The organism is Mesorhizobium sp. M0590 (assembly GCF_040320905.1).
Taxonomy (GTDB): Bacteria; Pseudomonadota; Alphaproteobacteria; order Rhizobiales; family Rhizobiaceae; genus Mesorhizobium.
This window is the reverse complement of record NZ_JAMYQN010000002.1, coordinates 493,329-508,391: the sequence shown is the minus strand read 5'-3', so window position 1 is coordinate 508,391 and position 15,063 is coordinate 493,329. Positions and strand designations below refer to the sequence as shown.

17 protein-coding genes are annotated in these 15,063 nt (G+C 61.9%); 7 read left to right on the top strand and 10 right to left on the bottom strand.

Features of this window, described 5'->3' with window-relative positions:
- Positions 1-10: 10 nt before the first annotated feature.
- Positions 11-1,060: a deoxyribose-phosphate aldolase gene (gene deoC, locus NKI52_RS06235; RefSeq protein WP_031211867.1), complete on the bottom strand. Its 1,050-nt coding sequence runs from the start codon at positions 1,058-1,060 to the stop codon at positions 11-13.
- Between the two features lie 162 nt (positions 1,061-1,222).
- The gene (locus tag NKI52_RS06230; RefSeq protein ID WP_352571526.1) at positions 1,223-2,050 is read right to left on the bottom strand and encodes a ferredoxin--NADP reductase; all 828 of its coding nucleotides are present in this window, start codon (positions 2,048-2,050) and stop codon (positions 1,223-1,225) included.
- A gap of 218 nt (positions 2,051-2,268) precedes the next feature.
- Between NKI52_RS06230 and NKI52_RS06225 the strand changes: the two genes are divergently transcribed.
- From NKI52_RS06225 to NKI52_RS06215, 3 genes are read left to right on the top strand one after another with little or no spacing between them, the layout of a single operon-like run.
- Positions 2,269-4,353, top strand: a complete 2,085-nt coding sequence (locus NKI52_RS06225; protein ID WP_352697344.1) for a hydantoinase/oxoprolinase family protein — start codon at positions 2,269-2,271, stop codon at positions 4,351-4,353.
- Between the two features lies 1 nt (position 4,354).
- Positions 4,355-6,040, top strand: a complete 1,686-nt coding sequence (locus NKI52_RS06220) for a hydantoinase B/oxoprolinase family protein (protein WP_352571524.1) — start codon at positions 4,355-4,357, stop codon at positions 6,038-6,040.
- On the top strand, positions 6,037-6,411 hold the full coding sequence (locus NKI52_RS06215; RefSeq protein ID WP_023677118.1) for a hypothetical protein: 375 nt from the start codon (positions 6,037-6,039) through the stop codon (positions 6,409-6,411). The genes NKI52_RS06220 and NKI52_RS06215 overlap by 4 nt, the downstream gene beginning before the upstream one ends.
- A 45-nt stretch (positions 6,412-6,456) precedes the next feature.
- Here NKI52_RS06215 and NKI52_RS06210 read toward each other — a convergent pair whose 3' ends face one another.
- The 4 genes from NKI52_RS06210 to NKI52_RS06195 all read right to left on the bottom strand — a co-directional run bounded on the left by NKI52_RS06210 (position 6,457) and on the right by NKI52_RS06195 (position 9,785).
- Positions 6,457-7,113, bottom strand: a complete 657-nt coding sequence (locus NKI52_RS06210) for a methionine ABC transporter permease (protein WP_023677117.1) — start codon at positions 7,111-7,113, stop codon at positions 6,457-6,459.
- On the bottom strand, positions 7,094-8,158 hold the full coding sequence (locus NKI52_RS06205; protein ID WP_352697435.1) for a methionine ABC transporter ATP-binding protein: 1,065 nt from the start codon (positions 8,156-8,158) through the stop codon (positions 7,094-7,096). The genes NKI52_RS06210 and NKI52_RS06205 overlap by 20 nt, the downstream gene beginning before the upstream one ends.
- A gap of 133 nt (positions 8,159-8,291) precedes the next feature.
- Positions 8,292-9,140 carry a MetQ/NlpA family lipoprotein gene (locus tag NKI52_RS06200; RefSeq protein WP_352571523.1) on the bottom strand — a complete coding sequence of 283 codons (849 nt, stop codon included), beginning with the start codon at positions 9,138-9,140 and terminating at the stop codon, positions 8,292-8,294.
- A gap of 345 nt (positions 9,141-9,485) precedes the next feature.
- On the bottom strand, positions 9,486-9,785 hold the full coding sequence (locus NKI52_RS06195; RefSeq protein WP_023677114.1) for a DUF1236 domain-containing protein: 300 nt from the start codon (positions 9,783-9,785) through the stop codon (positions 9,486-9,488).
- A 96-nt stretch (positions 9,786-9,881) separates the two neighbouring features.
- On the opposite strand from NKI52_RS06195, the gene NKI52_RS06190 reads away from it, so the two are divergent.
- Positions 9,882-10,778, top strand: coding sequence for a DUF1236 domain-containing protein (locus NKI52_RS06190; protein WP_352571522.1), 897 nt, complete (start codon positions 9,882-9,884; stop codon positions 10,776-10,778).
- 105 nt (positions 10,779-10,883) lie between these two features.
- Here NKI52_RS06190 and NKI52_RS06185 read toward each other — a convergent pair whose 3' ends face one another.
- Both NKI52_RS06185 and NKI52_RS06180 read right to left on the bottom strand, forming a co-directional pair.
- Positions 10,884-11,126 (bottom strand): polymerase, encoded by a 243-nt coding sequence (locus NKI52_RS06185; protein WP_352571521.1) that lies wholly within the window; start codon positions 11,124-11,126, stop codon positions 10,884-10,886.
- A gap of 247 nt (positions 11,127-11,373) precedes the next feature.
- A complete protein-coding gene (locus tag NKI52_RS06180; RefSeq protein WP_023677111.1) occupies positions 11,374-11,928 on the bottom strand; it encodes a DUF4142 domain-containing protein in 555 nt (184 codons plus the stop codon).
- Between the two features lie 245 nt (positions 11,929-12,173).
- Between NKI52_RS06180 and NKI52_RS06175 the strand changes: the two genes are divergently transcribed.
- Entirely contained in the window at positions 12,174-12,404 is a 231-nt protein-coding gene (locus tag NKI52_RS06175) for a hypothetical protein (protein WP_156937349.1), read from the top strand.
- Positions 12,405-12,479: 75 nt separating this feature from the next.
- Here NKI52_RS06175 and NKI52_RS06170 read toward each other — a convergent pair whose 3' ends face one another.
- The gene (locus NKI52_RS06170) at positions 12,480-12,791 is read right to left on the bottom strand and encodes a hypothetical protein (protein WP_023677109.1); all 312 of its coding nucleotides are present in this window, start codon (positions 12,789-12,791) and stop codon (positions 12,480-12,482) included.
- Between the two features lie 308 nt (positions 12,792-13,099).
- Here NKI52_RS06170 and NKI52_RS06165 point away from each other — a divergent pair, with 308 nt between their 5' ends.
- On the top strand, positions 13,100-13,264 hold the full coding sequence (locus NKI52_RS06165) for a DUF3309 family protein (RefSeq protein ID WP_023677107.1): 165 nt from the start codon (positions 13,100-13,102) through the stop codon (positions 13,262-13,264).
- Between the two features lie 262 nt (positions 13,265-13,526).
- Here NKI52_RS06165 and NKI52_RS06160 read toward each other — a convergent pair whose 3' ends face one another.
- Positions 13,527-13,724 carry a hypothetical protein gene (locus NKI52_RS06160; RefSeq protein WP_292655400.1) on the bottom strand — a complete coding sequence of 66 codons (198 nt, stop codon included), beginning with the start codon at positions 13,722-13,724 and terminating at the stop codon, positions 13,527-13,529.
- 558 nt (positions 13,725-14,282) lie between these two features.
- Between NKI52_RS06160 and NKI52_RS06155 the strand changes: the two genes are divergently transcribed.
- A complete protein-coding gene (locus tag NKI52_RS06155; RefSeq protein ID WP_502894902.1) occupies positions 14,283-14,957 on the top strand; it encodes a Crp/Fnr family transcriptional regulator in 675 nt (224 codons plus the stop codon).
- Positions 14,958-15,063 lie beyond the last annotated feature (106 nt).

Sequence of the window (15,063 nt, the reverse complement as noted above, 5' to 3'; positions counted from 1 at the left end):
GCGCTCCGAATCACGCCATCGCGTGGCGATGATTGGCCGAGTAGTGGCCGGTCAGATGATGCTCGAGCTGGCGCTCGATGTCGGTCAAAAGGCTCGATGCTCCGAAGCGGAACAGCTCCGGCTCCAGCCACGGCCGGCCCAGTTCTTCTTTCATCAGCACCAGCCAGTCGAGCGAGGCTTTTGCCGTGGAAATGCCACCGGCCGGCTTGAAGCCGATGAGATAGCCGGTTTCCTCGAAATAGGCGCGGATGGCGCGCACCATGGCAAGGCCGACCGGCAGCGTCGCGTTGACGCTTTCCTTGCCGGTCGAGGTCTTGATGAAATCTGCACCCGCCATCATCGCCACCATCGAGGCGAGCATGACGTTGCGCAGCGTCGCGAGGTCGCCGGTGCCGAGGATCACCTTCAGATGGGCCTCGCCGCAAGCGGCGCGCATCGAGACAATCTCGTTATAGAGCTCCTGCCATTTCGCCCCGAATACCAGGCCGCGCGGGATGACGACGTCGATCTCGTCGGCGCCGTCCCTTACCGATGCTTCGATCTCCTGCAGACGTGTCGAAAGCGGTGCAAGGCCGTGCGGGAAAGCCGTGGAAACGGCGGCGACATGGACGCCGCTGCCGCGCAGCGCTTCGACGGCAGTGGCGACGAAGGGCTGATAGACGCAGACCGCCGCCGGGCGGATCTTTTCACCAGTAATGCCGAGCCCCTCGGCAATGTCGCGACGGAACGGGTTGACCGCCTTGGCACAAAGCCGGCGCACGCGCTCTTCCGTGTCGTTCGAGTTCAGCGTCGTCAGGTCCATGCAGGCGACGGCGCGCAGCAGCCAGGCGGCCTGGTTATCGGCCTTGATCGAGCGTCTTTTGGTCAGGCTGGCGACGCGGCGTTCCAGCGCCGAGCGGTTGACGCCGCGCATCGATTCCATGAAGCCGAGATCGAGCCTCATGCCGGGATTGCGAGCAATGCCATGGGCTTGCGGGATTGGTGCATTGGCGGCGGCGCGTGCCGGCAGCGGCGTGACCTTCGATATGCCGACGTCGGTTTCGCGGATTGTGCTGCTCATCTCCTGCCCCTTGTTCAGCGACTTATGCCGAAGATAGACCGTGAAGCAGCGCTTCACGAGTCCTTCAAGCGGTCATAGCGGAAAAAGACAGTCAAGGCAGCCGATTTTTGACCGCATGATCAAAATCAGGGTCTCGAACCAGTGGACGCTGAACTGCGCGTCTCAGCCGACGAAGGCGCGCTCGACGACGAAGCTTGCCGGATGATGCAGCGAGCCTTCCTGGAAGCCGTGGCTTTCGGCCAGTTCCTTGACGTCCTTCAGCATATGCATCGAGCCGCAGATCATGATGCGGTCGGTTTCGGGATTGAGCCTGTCGATGCCGAGATCGGTGTAGAATTTGCCCGAGCCGATCAGCGCGGTGATGCGGCCCATGCGCTCGGAGGTCTCGCGCGTCGTCGAATTATACAGCGTGACGCGGCCGCCGGTCAGTTCGCCGATCAGCGGATCGTTCTCCAGTGCGGCCACCAGTTCCTGGCCGTAGGTGAGCTCGGCATTGTCGCGGCAGGTATGGGTCAGGATAACCTGCTCGAACTTCTCATAGGTATCGGGATCGCGCAGCAGGCTGGCGAATGGAGCAATGCCGGTGCCGGTCGAGATCATGAACAGGCGCTTGGCCGGCGTCAGCGCGTCGACCACCAGCGTGCCGGTCGACTTCTGCCGTATGATGACGGTATCGCCGATCTCGATTTTCTGCAGCTCCGAGGTAAGCGGGCCGTCCGGCACTTTGATCGAGAAGAATTCGAGTTCGTAGTCCCAGGCAGGGCTGGCGATCGAATAGGCGCGGAACACCGGCTTCTCGGCATTGGGCAGGCCGATCATGACGAACTCGCCGGAACGGAAGCGCAGCGATTGCGGCCGGGTGATGCGGAACGAAAACAGCCGGTCGGTATAATGCTTCACCGAGACGACGGTTTCGGCATAGACATTGGCCGGTATCGGGAACTGCAACGGCCGGGCGCCGGCAGTGTTGAACGCGGATATGGTGTTCATCAAACCTAACCTTCCGGGCCAGCTCAGCGCCCGCGCCAAATCTTCACCTGCGCGCCCGAACCGGTCAGGTTCCAGCGTGCCGTTTGCACACTCCGAAGCGGTAAGCTCTTGTGTCCGGAATTTATTAGTATACAAACGATATTTGCGTCAAGACGCCGCCGTAAAACAGCTTTCCAAACTGAGGCATGTAAGCAGTTCGGGCATTTCGGGTTTCGACAATGGAACAGAATTTTTCGGCGCAAGCTCTGGATTCGACGGGCAGCGTCGTCGCCGGTATCGATGTCGGCGGCACCTTTACCGACCTGCTTCTGATCGACGGCCGTGACGGCGGCCGGGTGCATATCGCCAAGACCCCGACGACGGTCGACAACCAGGCTTTCGGCGTCGTTGCAGCTCTTGGTGCCACCGGCTTTCCCGTCGACGGCATCGACCTCATCGTGCACGGCACGACGACCACCACCAACGCGGTGCTGGAGCGCCGGCTGGCCAAAACCGGCATGATCACCACGCGCGGCTTTCGTGACGTCATCGAGCTTGGCCGGCGGACACGGCCGCAAGCCTATGGCATGACAGGCACGTTCGTGCCGATCATTCCGCGCAATCTGCGGCTCGAAGTGTCGGAGCGGGTCGAGGCCTCGGGCGCGGTGCGCATACCGCTCGACGAGGCCGAGATGCGGGCAGCGATTTCACAACTGATCGCGGCCGGCTGCGAATCCCTCGTCATCCATTTCCTGCATTCCTACGCCAACCCGAGGCATGAGCGGCGTGCCGCCGAGATCGCGGCCGAGCTTTGGCCGAACGGCTACATCACGACAGGCCATGCGCTGCTTTCGGAAGCGCGCGAATTCGAGCGCGGCGTCACCGCTTCGGTCAACGCCTCGGTGCAACCGATCCTCGAACGCTATGTCGAGCGGCTGCGCAAGGAGCTGGCGTCAAAAGGCTACGCCCGCGACTTCCTGATCATGAACGGCAATGGCGGCATGATCTCGGCCCGCTTTGTCACACGTGAGTCGGCCAAGACCGTCATGTCCGGCCCCGCTTCCGGCGTCATTGCTGCCGCCTATACGGGAAAACGCGCCGGCTTCGAAAACCTGGTCACCTATGACATGGGCGGCACCTCGACCGACGTGGCGCTGATCCGCAACGCCGAGCCGGCGGTGTCGAACGAGATCGAGATCGAGTATGCGATGCCGATCCACGTGCCGATGGTGGCGGTGCATACGGTCGGCGCCGGCGGCGGCTCGATCGCCCGCGTCGATGCGGCCGGTCTGATCCAGATCGGCCCGGAAAGCGCCGGCGCCAATCCCGGCCCGATCTGCTACGGACGCGGCGGCTTGGAGCCGACCATTACCGACGCTAATCTGGTGCTCGGCAGGCTGGCGCCGAAGAAGCTGCTCGCGGTGGAAAACCCGGTCACCGTCGAACGGGTCACCGGCATATTCGAGGACAGGATCGGCCGCGCCACAGGCTTGTCCGGCGTCGAGGCGGCGGGTGCGGTGCTGCGGCTCGGCAACGTGAAGATGGCCGGCGCCATCCGCATGGTGTCGGTGTCGCGCGGCCACGACCCGCGCGATTTCGCGCTGTTCGCCTTCGGCGGCGCCGGGCCGCTGCATGCGACGGCACTGGCGCGCGAGCTCGGCCTGCCCAAGGTGCTGGTGCCGGCGCGGCCGGGCATCACCAATGCGCTCGGCTGCGTCGTCGCCGATCTGCGCCATGATTTCGTTAATACGGTCAACCAGCCGGTGGCCCGTCTCGATGAAATCCAACTCCACGAGACATTGGAACGGCACCGAAACGAAGGCAAGGAGCTGATCGGCAAGGAGGCGGTGAAGCCGGAAATGATCCGCGTCACGCATTCCGCCGACATGCAGTTCGTCGGCCAGACGCATATCATCAACGTGCCGCTGCCGTCATCTGCGGTGACACGCGAGGGACTGCAGCAACTGTTCGAGAAGGCCTATTTCGCCCGCTTCAAGGTCCAGTTGCCGGAAATCCGCGCCAATCTGGTCAACCTCAACACCTCGGTCACCGGCGTGCGGCCGGCAATCGATCTGTCCCGGCTGATCGACCCGGCTGGGCGCGCCAAAACGCTCGAAGAGGCGCGGCGCGAGATCCGGCCTGTCTGGTATGGCGGGCGCTGGTGCGACACGCCGGTCTACAGCAGAGAGAAGTTGCCGCTCGACGCAACAATCGAAGGTCCGGCGATCCTCGAACAGATGGACGCGACGACTGTGCTGGAGCCCGGTGACCGGGCGCGATCGGATGCCGACGGCAACATCATCATCGATATCGGCGAGGCCTGAGATGGAAAAACTCGACGCCATCACCCTTTCGGTCATCCAGGCGGCGCTACAGCAAGTCTGCGACGAAATGGACCTGACATTTTCGCGCGCCGCCTTCTCGCCTGTCATCGCCGAGGCCAATGACCGTTCGGATGGCATCTATTCGGCGCTCGATGGTTCGCTGATCGCGCAAGGCAGCCAGGGCCTGCCGGTGTTCGTCGGCGTCATGCAGTATTCGACCAAAACGGTGATCGAGATGATCGCCGACGGTCGCTGCCTGCCGCCCGAGCCAGGCGATATCTACATCGTCAACGATCCCTATCTCGGCGGCACCCATTTGATGGATGTGCGCTTCGCCATGCCGGTCTATCGGGACGGCAAGATATTCTGCTGGCTGTCGAACACCGGCCACTGGCCCGACATCGGTGGTTCGGTGCCGGGCGGCTTTTCCGCCTCGGCAACAGCGGTCGAGCAGGAAGGCTTGCGACTGCCGCCGGTGAAATTATTCAAGAAGGGCGTGCTCGACCCTGAGATCTACGCCATCATCTGCTCGAACATCAGGGTTGCCGACCAGCGCATCGGCGACATCCGGGCGCAGGCGGCGGCACTGCTGATCGGTCAAGACCGACTGAACGGAATCCTGGATCGTTACGGAGATGAAACGGTCGTCGGTGCGATCGCCGAACTGCGCCGCCGCGCCGCCGAACAGATGCGCGCGAACATATCAGCCATTCCCGACGGCATTTACCGGTCGCAGGCTTTTGTTGATTCCGACGGCGTGGTCAACGAGCCGCTGACTATCGCGCTGGCGGTCGAAAAACAGGGCGACACGCTCAGCTTCGACTTCTCCGGTTCGTCAAAGCCCTGCGCTGGGCCGATGAACAGCGTGCTGGCGACGACCTTGTCCTCGGTCTATCTCGCCATGCGGCACATTTTCCCCGACGTGCCGATCAGCGCTGGCGCCTTCGAGCCGCTGATCGTCAAGCGGCCGGAAGGCACCTTCCTCGACGCCAAATATCCGCGGCCGGTATCGGGCTGCGCGGCTGAGGTTTCGCAGCGCATTGCCGAAGCGGTGTTCGCGGCGATGGTGCAGGCGCTGCCGGACAAGGTGACGGCGGCCCCCGCCGGCTCCAGCGGCAATTTCGCGCTCGGCGGCAACGATCCGGCCCGCGGCCGCGATTATGTCATGTACCAGATCTCCGGCGGCGGCTATGGCGGCAATGCCGGTCACGACGGCCTGACCAATGGCTGCTCGACCATCGGCATTTCCAAGTCGCCACCGGTCGAAATCATGGAGCAGGCCTTCCCGGTGCTCTACCGCCACTACGCCCTGCGCGAAGGCTCGGGCGGCGCCGGCAAGCATCGCGGCGGTTTTGGCCTCGCCTATGAGGTCGAGATCCTGCGCGGCGACGCCCGCGCCTCTTTCGTCATGGATCACGGCCGCTTCGGCCCGCAAGGCGCGCTCGGCGGCAAGGACGGCGCGGTCAACACGGTCACCGTGTTCCGCGACGGCAAGGAACATGTGCCGCCGCACCTCTCCAAGGAACAGGACATCGCGCTGAAGGCAGGCGACCGCGTGCGCGTTAGCACGCCGGGCGGCGGCGGCTACGGCGATCCGTTGCAGCGGGATCCGGAATTGGTCGCTCGGGACGTCAGGCTAGAGTACTATACCGCCGAGCAAGCCAGGGACCTGTTCGGGATCAAATGAATCCACAAGACAAATTCAAATGCCGTGTCTGCGGCCTCGATCAATCTCCCGATCTGCCATGGGGCGAGAACGGCAAAGAACCCAGCTCCATCATATGTTCGTGCTGTGGAGTGGAGTTCGGCTACGAAGACGACGGCCTCGGCAATTGTTTGTCAATTCGCCGGCATTGGGTGGAGGTTCGGCGATGCAAGTGGTTCGCGCCGGAGGATCGGCCGCTCGATTGGGACATGCCCGCTCAAATCAGAGGTATTCCGTTAGCCTATAAAGGCGCAGAGGATGAGCAACTGATCCAACGATATCTGCAGGCCGGAGAGCCGCCGCTACAAGGCTTGGCGGCGCTGAGCGCGGTGGAGAAGCCGGACCGGCAGTGAGGGTTTTACCGGGTGCTGGCATATCGCCCAGACCGCTGCGCACCGCTATGCCCTGTGGTCCAGCCTCGCGACCAGCCGGTCGCCGGCCCACTGGATGCCGCAGACCAGGACGATCAGGACGATGACCACGGCGATCATGACGGACGTCTCGAAGCGCTGGTAGCCGTAGCGGATGGCGAGGTCGCCGAGCCCGCCGGCGCCGATGGCGCCAGCCATGGCCGAGGCGCCGATAAGCGTCACCAGCGTCACCGTGAAGCCGGCGACGATGCCGGGCAACGCTTCCGGCACCAGCACCTCTCGAATGATCGTCCAGCGGTTGCCGCCCATGGCGCGTGCTGCCTCGATCAGCCCGTGGTCGACCTCGCGCAGTGACACTTCGGCGATCCGGGCATAGTAGGGCGTCGCCGCGATCGACAGCGGCACAATCGCTGCCCAGGTGCCGATTGAGGTGCCGACGATCAGCCGCGTCACCGGGATCAGCGCAACCAGCAGGATGATGAAAGGCACCGAGCGGAAGCCGTTGATGACCGCTCCGAGCGCGCGGTTCATCCACAGGTTTTCGGCGATACCGCCGCGGTCGGTGGCGACCAGCGCCAGGCCGAGCGGCAGCCCGAAAACCAGCGAGATGAGGCCGGAGGCGGCCGTCATCAGGATCGTTTCCCAGATCGAACGGGCGAGAAGCTCAAACAGAACCGGCGACATGGCCAAGCACCTCCACCCGCGCTTGGCGGGCTTTCAAGAACGCGATCACCTCTGCCAGGTGAGCTTCATTGCTGCCGGCGACCGCCACGAACAGTGTACCGACAGGCTGCTGCTGGACGTGATCGATGCCGCCATGCACGAGGCGGAACGAGCCGGGAACTGCCGAGGCAAGATCGGACAAAAGCGGGCTTCGGGCGGCCTCACCCGCCACGTCGATCCTGAGGATCGCCTCCACGCCGGCGTTCTGCGTTAGCCGGCTTGCGATCTCCGCCGGCAATTGCGGCCGGATGCCGCCGAGCAGGCTTTGTGTGATCGCCGACTTCGGATCGGCAAACACCGACCACACCGGCCCTTGCTCGACGATCCGCCCAGCGTCGATCACCGCGACACGATCGGCGATCGAACGGATCACCTCCATCTCATGGGTGATGAGCAGGATGGTCAGGTCGAGCTGCCGGTTGATATCTCTGAGCAAGGCGAGGATGGAGCGCGTCGTCTCCGGGTCCAATGCCGAGGTCGCTTCGTCGGACAGCAGCAGCGCCGGGCGCGCCGCAAGCGCCCGGGCAATGCCGACGCGCTGCTTCTGCCCGCCCGACAGCGACGCCGGATAGGCTTTCGCCTTCTCCGACAGGCCGACGAGCTCGAGCAGCTCGGCAGCGCGCGCCAGGCGTTCGGCCCTTGGCCGGCCTTCGATCTTGAGCGGCAGCGCTACATTGTCTTCGACCGTCTTGGCAGACAGCAGGTTGAAATGCTGGAAGATCATGCCGATACGCCGGCGCAGCGGTTGCAATTCGCGCTCGCCGAGCCGGCTGATGTCGCGGCCTTCGATGAAGACCTGTCCTGTATCCGGCCGCTCCAGGCCGTTCAGGCAGCGTATCAGCGTCGACTTGCCGGCGCCGCTCCGGCCGATGATGCCGAGGATCTCGCCCTGGCGCACGCTGAGCGATACGCCGTCCAGCGCCGCTGTCGCGCCGAAGCTGCGCTTCAGCTCGATGAGGCGCACGACATCGTTCGGTCCCGCGGAGCGGCCGCCGACGGGATGCATGACTTCGGTGACCGAGGCGAAATGCTGGTTCATGAAAGTTCCTGTATTCGTGCCCGCAAAACGCGATCGCGGTCCGCGTTGGAGCGCGGACCGCTTTATCATGCCGGGCTTCAGCGCCAAGTCGAGCTCGGTATCAATAGGCGCTGATGCCGGTTCCCTTGTAGACTCGGTCGAATTCGGCCTTCACCTTTTCGTTCTGGTAGGAGGCGACCAATGTCTTTACCCAGGGCTGGTTTTCATTGCCGGCCTTGACCGCGATGAAGTTGCGGTAGGGATTGTCGGCCACCGCCTCCTGGGCGATGCGGTTCTCCGGTGTGAGGCCGCTTTTAAGCGCCCAATCCGTGTTGACCACGGCCCCGTCGAGGTCTTCCACCGAGCGCCCGACAATCCCGGCGTCAAGCTCCTTGACGACTAATTTCTTCGGGTTTTCGGCAATGTCGGTCGTCGTAGCCAGAATGCCGGTGCCTTCCCTGAGCTTGATCAGACCTTCGCTCTGCAGAACGCGCAGTGCGCGGCCCTCATTGGACGGGTCGTTCGGCACGCCAATGACGGCGTCTTCGGGCAGGTCGGCAATCTTCGTGTACTTCTTGGAATAGAGGCCGATCGGCCAGACCCCGGTATAGCCGACCGGGACGATGTGATAGCCCTGCGTCTTGATCTGGTTGTCGAGATAGGGCTTGTGCTGGAAGGCGTTGGCGTCGATTTCGCCACGCTCGAGTGCTTCATTCGGCTGGGTGTAGTCGTTGAACACCACGGTCTCGATCGTCAGCCCCCTCTCCGCCGCCTGGGCGGTGACGACGCGCCACACATCCTCGTCCTCGCCGCTCATGATGCCGACCTTGACCGCCGTCTTGTCTTCGGCGAACGACGGCGCAGCAAGGCCGACAATCGCAACCGCCGACGCGAAAAGTACAGCCAGACCGGCGCGCCGGTTTATACTTGCGGAGAGAAATGAGAGCAAAGTGTTGGTATTCCCAGACATGATCTATCCCGTCGGTTCTGAAGTCGTTGCGGCCAGGCGGAGTGCCAAGCCTTGCCGGCATCATCGGGAATGCTGACCGTCGGATCAAAGCACCGTATTTCCCGCGAAATGCGAAGCCAGGAATATTCTCTTAAAGTTTCGGGCCTGGCGAGCACAGGGCGTGCTGGGATCATGCGTTCTAAGCCAATGCTGGTTCAGAAATTGTCCGGACGTCGTCTCCGCTATGAGGCCCGCCGTGCTTCGAAGCGGCGGGCCTTTCTGCGTCCGAATGCCCAACACGGGCAGCGGTGTGGGATGTCGACAATGCTGGACGCGCCGCATGTCCCTTCAAAGCGACGCGCTTGCTCACTCGATGACCTTTACAATCCTGCGCGTGCCAGGATCGACCAGGACGGTCCGATTGTCGACGACGACATAGCGGTATTTGACGTCGGGAACCTCATGAAGCTCGACGGTATCGGGCAGTGTCGAGCCGACATTGAGCTCCACGCCGGGAAGCTGGACGGACGCCAGAGGCTGCTTTTTCACATACTCGCGTACGATCGTCTCCTGCTGCGGTTCGATGACCACGTCCTGAGCGGCAGCGGCGCCAATACCCGCAAGCAGCAAGAACCCAGCCGCGGCTGCCGAAAGATGCATTCTCATGATCGTCTCCTTTCATGGTGAGCCACCTCTGCGCTGCGCCGCGTCATGCTGTTCGCAGCGGGGTCGCTATAGGCCGGTAACGTCATCAGGTGGAGCTTGTTCCGCCACTCGGATCGCTTGCCGTTTCGCTCCATTAGTTTGGAACAAAGTTTTTTAGCCGCAGTTTTACGCGGTGAAGGGACGCGTTTTCCAAGGAGATCTCTCATGAAAGGCGTTCTGATCACCAGCATGCTAGCAATCAGCGTCAGCTGCGGGGCTGCACTTGCCCAGACGCAGCAGTCGACCGACGACCAGTCCGGCGCCAATTGTGCAGCCGGCACTGCCAATTGCCAGAACGGCGCCAAAATGGGCGAGCAGGCTCAGGGCAAGGCCGGCGCTGCAACTGATCAACAGGCGCAAGGCAACAAGAAGCTGAAGACCGATGAGCAAGCCAAAGGCAAGGCCGGCGCAACGACTGACCAGCAAGCCCAGGGCAAACCGAAACTGAAGACCAACGAGCAGGCTCAGGGCAAGGCTGGCGCCACGACTGACCAGCAGGCCCAGGGCAGCACCAAGATGAAGACCGACGAACAGGCCCAAGGCAAGGCCGGAACCACCACCACCGAGCAGGGCCAAGGCAGCACGAAAATGAAGACCGAGGAGCAGGCTCAGGGCAAGACTGGGACCACGACCACCGAGCAGACTCAGGGCAATGCCTCGACGCAGACGCAAGACCAGAGTTCGACCGCTTCCATCAACAATGTGACCGTTGAACAGAAGACGGAGATCACGCAGGTCATCAAGGAGACGAACGTCCAACCGGTTTCCAGCGTCGATTTCGACATCTCTGTCGGTGTCGAGGTTCCGCGAAAGAAGGTCCGGCTGCATCGCCTGCCGGCGCGCATCGTCAAGATCATTCCGGCTTACGAAGGCTATGAGTATTTCGTGCTCGCCGACGGCCGGATCGTCATCGTCGACCCGAATACCTACGAGATCGTGATTATCCTGACCTAGTCGTGGCCAGACGGTCTACCGTGGGTTGATGCACCAAAAAAGCCCGCCGCGCAGCTCGGGCGGCGGGCTTTTCCGTACCCGGCTCCAGCGTCTGCAAATCGCAAATCAAGGTCCGTCCTCGGGGCGAGGAGTGAGCACTGTGTGATCGATGGTGTCGGGCAGGCAGGGACTGGGCACGCAGCTTGTTCGGACTGACGCGGTGGTCATGGCATCGATATCCGTAACCAGCGCCATTCTCGCGTAGTGCCGCGGCCACAGCGGCTCTCCAAACAGGACGAAGACGCCGCCAATCATCAAGGCCAGCAACATGAGTGCCGTAACATTTGCAAATATCTCGCCGTAGCGCATGAAGGCAGCCTGTCCCGTTCGGAAAGCGATTTCAGCCTGTGACAGCGGCGACCAGGACGGCGCCGAAAGCCGGCGCTACTATCCTTGAGGCCGCGCGAATGCCGCCTTCCATTGGATCCTCCCCGAACAAGCCGGATAAATAACGGCACTCTCGGTGCTTTGTTCCCGGCCGTGTGGCCGGACGACAGCCGCGTCACACAGGCCGTGTGTGGGGCGGCCTTTCGTTTGCAAAAGGCACTCTTCGCTCTCATTGATGCGCGGCAGCGAGGTTCTTGACATGACGTTCGTGCATTTGCAGCACCGGCAGCGTCTTCTTGGCAAACTCCTTCATCGCCGGATCGTCGCCGGAATTCGCGTAAGCGGAAAACAGCGCCACCGCTTCCTTATGCGCCTGGGTCTGCATGTCGATATATTTCGATTGGAAGCTGTCCCCGCTGGCCTCCTTGAGTTGGTCGAGCAGCGCCTGGTGCTTGGTGTCCAGCGACGGGCCGGCTGGCGCGGTGGCCGAAGTCGTCTGACCCTTGCTGAGCGCCGCCTTGAAGTCCTCGCCGGCCTTGGTGTGGTCCGTGACCATTTGCGCCGCGAATGCCTTCACGTCGTCGGCAGTCGCCTGCGTCTGCGCAAGTCGGCTCGATTCGATTTCGAATGTATTGGCGATGGGCACGGTCTTGACGAACGTCGCGGTGTCAACCTTGCTCATGGTGTCGGTCGTTAGAGGCGTCAGCGTCGCCGATTGGGCAAAAGCAGCCAAAGGTGCGCCAGCCATCATCGCTGCCGCAGTGATGGATAGAAGGGTTTTCATGGGGGTTCTCCGAGGCTGATGTCATCCCTCCGATGGCTCAACGCGCAAGCTGCGGCGAGGTTGCCTGGTCGTGGGGGGGCCCACCCCCACCACGCCAGACAATGGTTTGGAAACGCAAAACAAAAGACGCCGGCTGCGTCCTGCAAAGTGCAACGCAAGCCACGAGATCGTACGGAATCGTACAAGCTCTTTCGCTTTGCGGCAGTCTTGCTATCGTTGGCTGGGAGAGATGGGTGGAGGCTTCCGTGGGGCAGATCAAGTCGCCGCTAGGAATCGGTATTGACACCGACGCTGCCGTTCATACCATCATGGCCGACTATCATTCCGGCGACATTCTCTCGACCACCGTCGTCATAGCCGATTTGCGCAAACGCTTTCCCTGGTTCCGGCAAACCGACGAGGAGCTGGTTGGCTTCATCGTTCGGGCGCTGGACGGTCGGGATATCGCGGTCAGCTTCGACCACCGCGGCCGCTAGGCTGATTTTACGGCAAAACCAGCCGGCCGCGGAGCTTAAGCTCCGCGGCCTCGTCAGGCTGTGATGACCGGGCGCTTACTTGCCGCAGTGGTTGTCGTTCACCGTCGGCGCCATCGTGCCCGGAGCCTTGCCGGTCGCATCGGGCAGAGCCCCTTGCGGGCCCGGCGGGCAATTCCGGTCGGCATTCGAATTCGTCGTTGAGAAATCGCGAATGCTATTGGTGATGGTCGAATCCGTGCCGGTGTCAGGGCCGCCATTATCCGGGACTACGATCGTCCGCCCGCTACCGTCGGCAGCGGCTCCGGAAGGGTCGCCGACGTTCTGCGCCATCGCTGACGTAGCCAGACCGATCGTAAGCGCCGAAGCTGCGAGAATTTTCGTGAGCATGATGCTTCTCCTTTTTACGAGGGTCGTCGCGTTGCGACTACGAAAACAACCGTTCGGGCGAGCGAAGGTTCCGACAAATTTCCTATGAATTCAGCATGTTCTCAGGTGTTCAAGGTGGCCGCCATGCCATTCTCCGCGGGCACGCATCTGTGGACTTTTCTAACGGCACAGCCCGGCATTTTGCTCGCCGCATGAGCGTACGCCTTACCGTTCCGCCGGAACAGGAATGCTTCTTGCGAGTTCATACCTTTGTACAATGCGACGCGCTGATGCGAATGGCGGCAGCGCAAACAAGGAGAGCAGACATCATGGGCCTTGGAACCATTCTCATCATAATCTTGGTCCTTGCCTTGCTTGGCGGCTTCAGCGGCTTGGGCGGCGGACCGTTCTATGGCACCGGCTATTACGGTGGTGGCGGCCTCGGCCTGGTGCTGCTTATCGTCATTATCCTGGTCCTGCTTGGGCGCATTTGATGCACGTCGCGCAAAAGTGTGCAGCGGTTTTGTGATAGCGACATGCATAAAACAGGAACCTAAAGCGCGCATCGCATGAGGCCAGTCGAACGCGACGCGCCTTAGTGTCACGCTCGCGACAAAAACGCCTGCCGCTTGGTAACAAGCGCCGGGCGTTTTGGAGACAAGATTTCCATGATCCTTGGCCAACCAGGATCCCTGGCTAAAAAGGGCGACCCGGTGCCGAACCTTTCGGCACCGAGGACACCACCATAGCAGCAGCTTAGTGTTGGCGATCGGCGGCCAGCGCTTCTTTCAGATCGGCGCTGAGCACGCCTTCGTTGAACAGCGACATGATACGGGCGGCCAACCGCTCGCGGACAGGACTGTCGTCCGCAACACCCAACTCGCGGCAGCAGTCGTCGAGCGCTTTTTTCAGCACGCTCAGTTCGGCTGGAGTTGCTGCACCTTGCATCGACATGCCATCCTCCCTTGAAAAAGGGCGAAAGCGCGAAGCGTCTTTCAAGCGTCCACTCGCCATGTCTGTGTGGACGACTCCAATTCAATTAGCGCCGCTCTCGTCCAAACTCAATGTACGGAAATTACCAAACAGACAGTTTGGGAACGACTGCCTTGCACCTGCATTGTTGCTGCGATCCAACCCACCCCTCATTTGGATCATTGGGCGTAGCCCACGACGCCCGAATGGAGCCCGTTGCATCCCTCGCGACGGGCTCTTTCGCGTCCGGTGACCTCAATTGTCGTTTTCGTACCAAGCCGTCTTTGGTACGTTTCCAACTCTAACTTTCAGTCGGATGTTTTCGTAGGCAAGCGGCAGGAGAAACTGTCGTGCATCGATTCATTTTTTTATTTAGTAGGCTCCATACCTTTCAGTGCCTATATGAGCGTTATCGTCCGCAGGTTATACCGGGCGCGGACGGCTGGGAGATAAAAAAGCTCTTGCCCTGTTTTGGGGCTAGCTATGTCTGATCCAGCAATTTCCAATAGAAATCGATACAGAAACAAGCTGTTGCGCCGGATGAGCGCCGGCGATTTCGCATCTCTCGAGCCGCACATCGAGCGCTGTTCACTGGAGTTACGGCAATCGCTCGAAGTGTCCGGATCCCCGATCGAGGCCATTTATTTCCTCGAGGACGGCATCGGTTCGGTGGTTGCGAAAATGCCGAACGGCAGCGATGCGGAAGTTGGCCTTGTCGGCTTGGAAGGTATGACCGGCTCGGCCCTGATAATGGGCGACGACCGTACGGTCCATGATTGCTATGTGCAGCTGGCGGGAGAAGCCGCCAGGATCGACGCCGAGCCGTTCAAGGCGGCGCTGACGCAAAGCCCGACGCTGCGGCTGTTCTTGCTGCGCTACGTGCAATATCTGCATGTCCAGACCGGCTATACGGCGCTGGTCAACGCGCGATCGAAACTTGAAGACCGGCTGGCGCGCTGGCTGCTCATGTGTGACGATCGGGTGGACGGCGGCCGGCTGACGATCACTCACGAATTCCTGTCGATCATGCTTGGCGTAAGGCGTCCGGGTGTCACGGTCGCGCTGCAGCTGCTCGAGGGGCGAGGGCTCATCCGGTCCCGCCGCGGCGAAATTATCATTCGCGATCGCGATGGTCTCGTCGCACTGGCGGATGGCGGCTACGGCCTGGCCGAGGCCGAATATACCCGCCTGGTCGAGCATATCGGCGAGCGCTGACGGCGCTTTCCTGGCCGATTGCTGCCGCAGGTCGAGGCCCCTTGCGACACTACACGGCGGGTCGGAAAAATTTTCAAGGCTCCCGGACCGTCAGGGAACTTGTTTC

Bases quoted from the DNA above. Each gene is read 5' to 3' on its own strand.
- NKI52_RS06170 (WP_023677109.1), bottom strand. From the start codon at position 12,791: ATGCTCACGAAAATTCTCGCAGCTTCGGCGCTTACGATCGGTCTGGCT.
- NKI52_RS06215 (WP_023677118.1), top strand. From the start codon at position 6,037: ATGAATCCACAAGACAAATTCAAATGCCGTGTCTGCGGCCTCGATCAA.
- NKI52_RS06225 (WP_352697344.1), top strand. From the start codon at position 2,269: ATGGAACAGAATTTTTCGGCGCAAGCTCTGGATTCGACGGGCAGCGTC.
- NKI52_RS06155 (WP_502894902.1), top strand. From the start codon at position 14,283: ATGAGCGCCGGCGATTTCGCATCTCTCGAGCCGCACATCGAGCGCTGT.
- NKI52_RS06195 (WP_023677114.1), bottom strand. From the start codon at position 9,785: ATGAGAATGCATCTTTCGGCAGCCGCGGCTGGGTTCTTGCTGCTTGCG.
- NKI52_RS06200 (WP_352571523.1), bottom strand. From the start codon at position 9,140: ATGTCTGGGAATACCAACACTTTGCTCTCATTTCTCTCCGCAAGTATA.
- NKI52_RS06180 (WP_023677111.1), bottom strand. From the start codon at position 11,928: ATGAAAACCCTTCTATCCATCACTGCGGCAGCGATGATGGCTGGCGCA.
- NKI52_RS06205 (WP_352697435.1), bottom strand. From the start codon at position 8,158: ATGCATCCCGTCGGCGGCCGCTCCGCGGGACCGAACGATGTCGTGCGC.
- NKI52_RS06165 (WP_023677107.1), top strand. From the start codon at position 13,100: ATGGGCCTTGGAACCATTCTCATCATAATCTTGGTCCTTGCCTTGCTT.
- deoC (WP_031211867.1), bottom strand. From the start codon at position 1,060: ATGAGCAGCACAATCCGCGAAACCGACGTCGGCATATCGAAGGTCACG.
- NKI52_RS06230 (WP_352571526.1), bottom strand. From the start codon at position 2,050: ATGAACACCATATCCGCGTTCAACACTGCCGGCGCCCGGCCGTTGCAG.
- NKI52_RS06220 (WP_352571524.1), top strand. From the start codon at position 4,355: ATGGAAAAACTCGACGCCATCACCCTTTCGGTCATCCAGGCGGCGCTA.
- NKI52_RS06210 (WP_023677117.1), bottom strand. From the start codon at position 7,113: ATGTCGCCGGTTCTGTTTGAGCTTCTCGCCCGTTCGATCTGGGAAACG.
- NKI52_RS06185 (WP_352571521.1), bottom strand. From the start codon at position 11,126: ATGCGCTACGGCGAGATATTTGCAAATGTTACGGCACTCATGTTGCTG.
- NKI52_RS06160 (WP_292655400.1), bottom strand. From the start codon at position 13,724: ATGTCGATGCAAGGTGCAGCAACTCCAGCCGAACTGAGCGTGCTGAAA.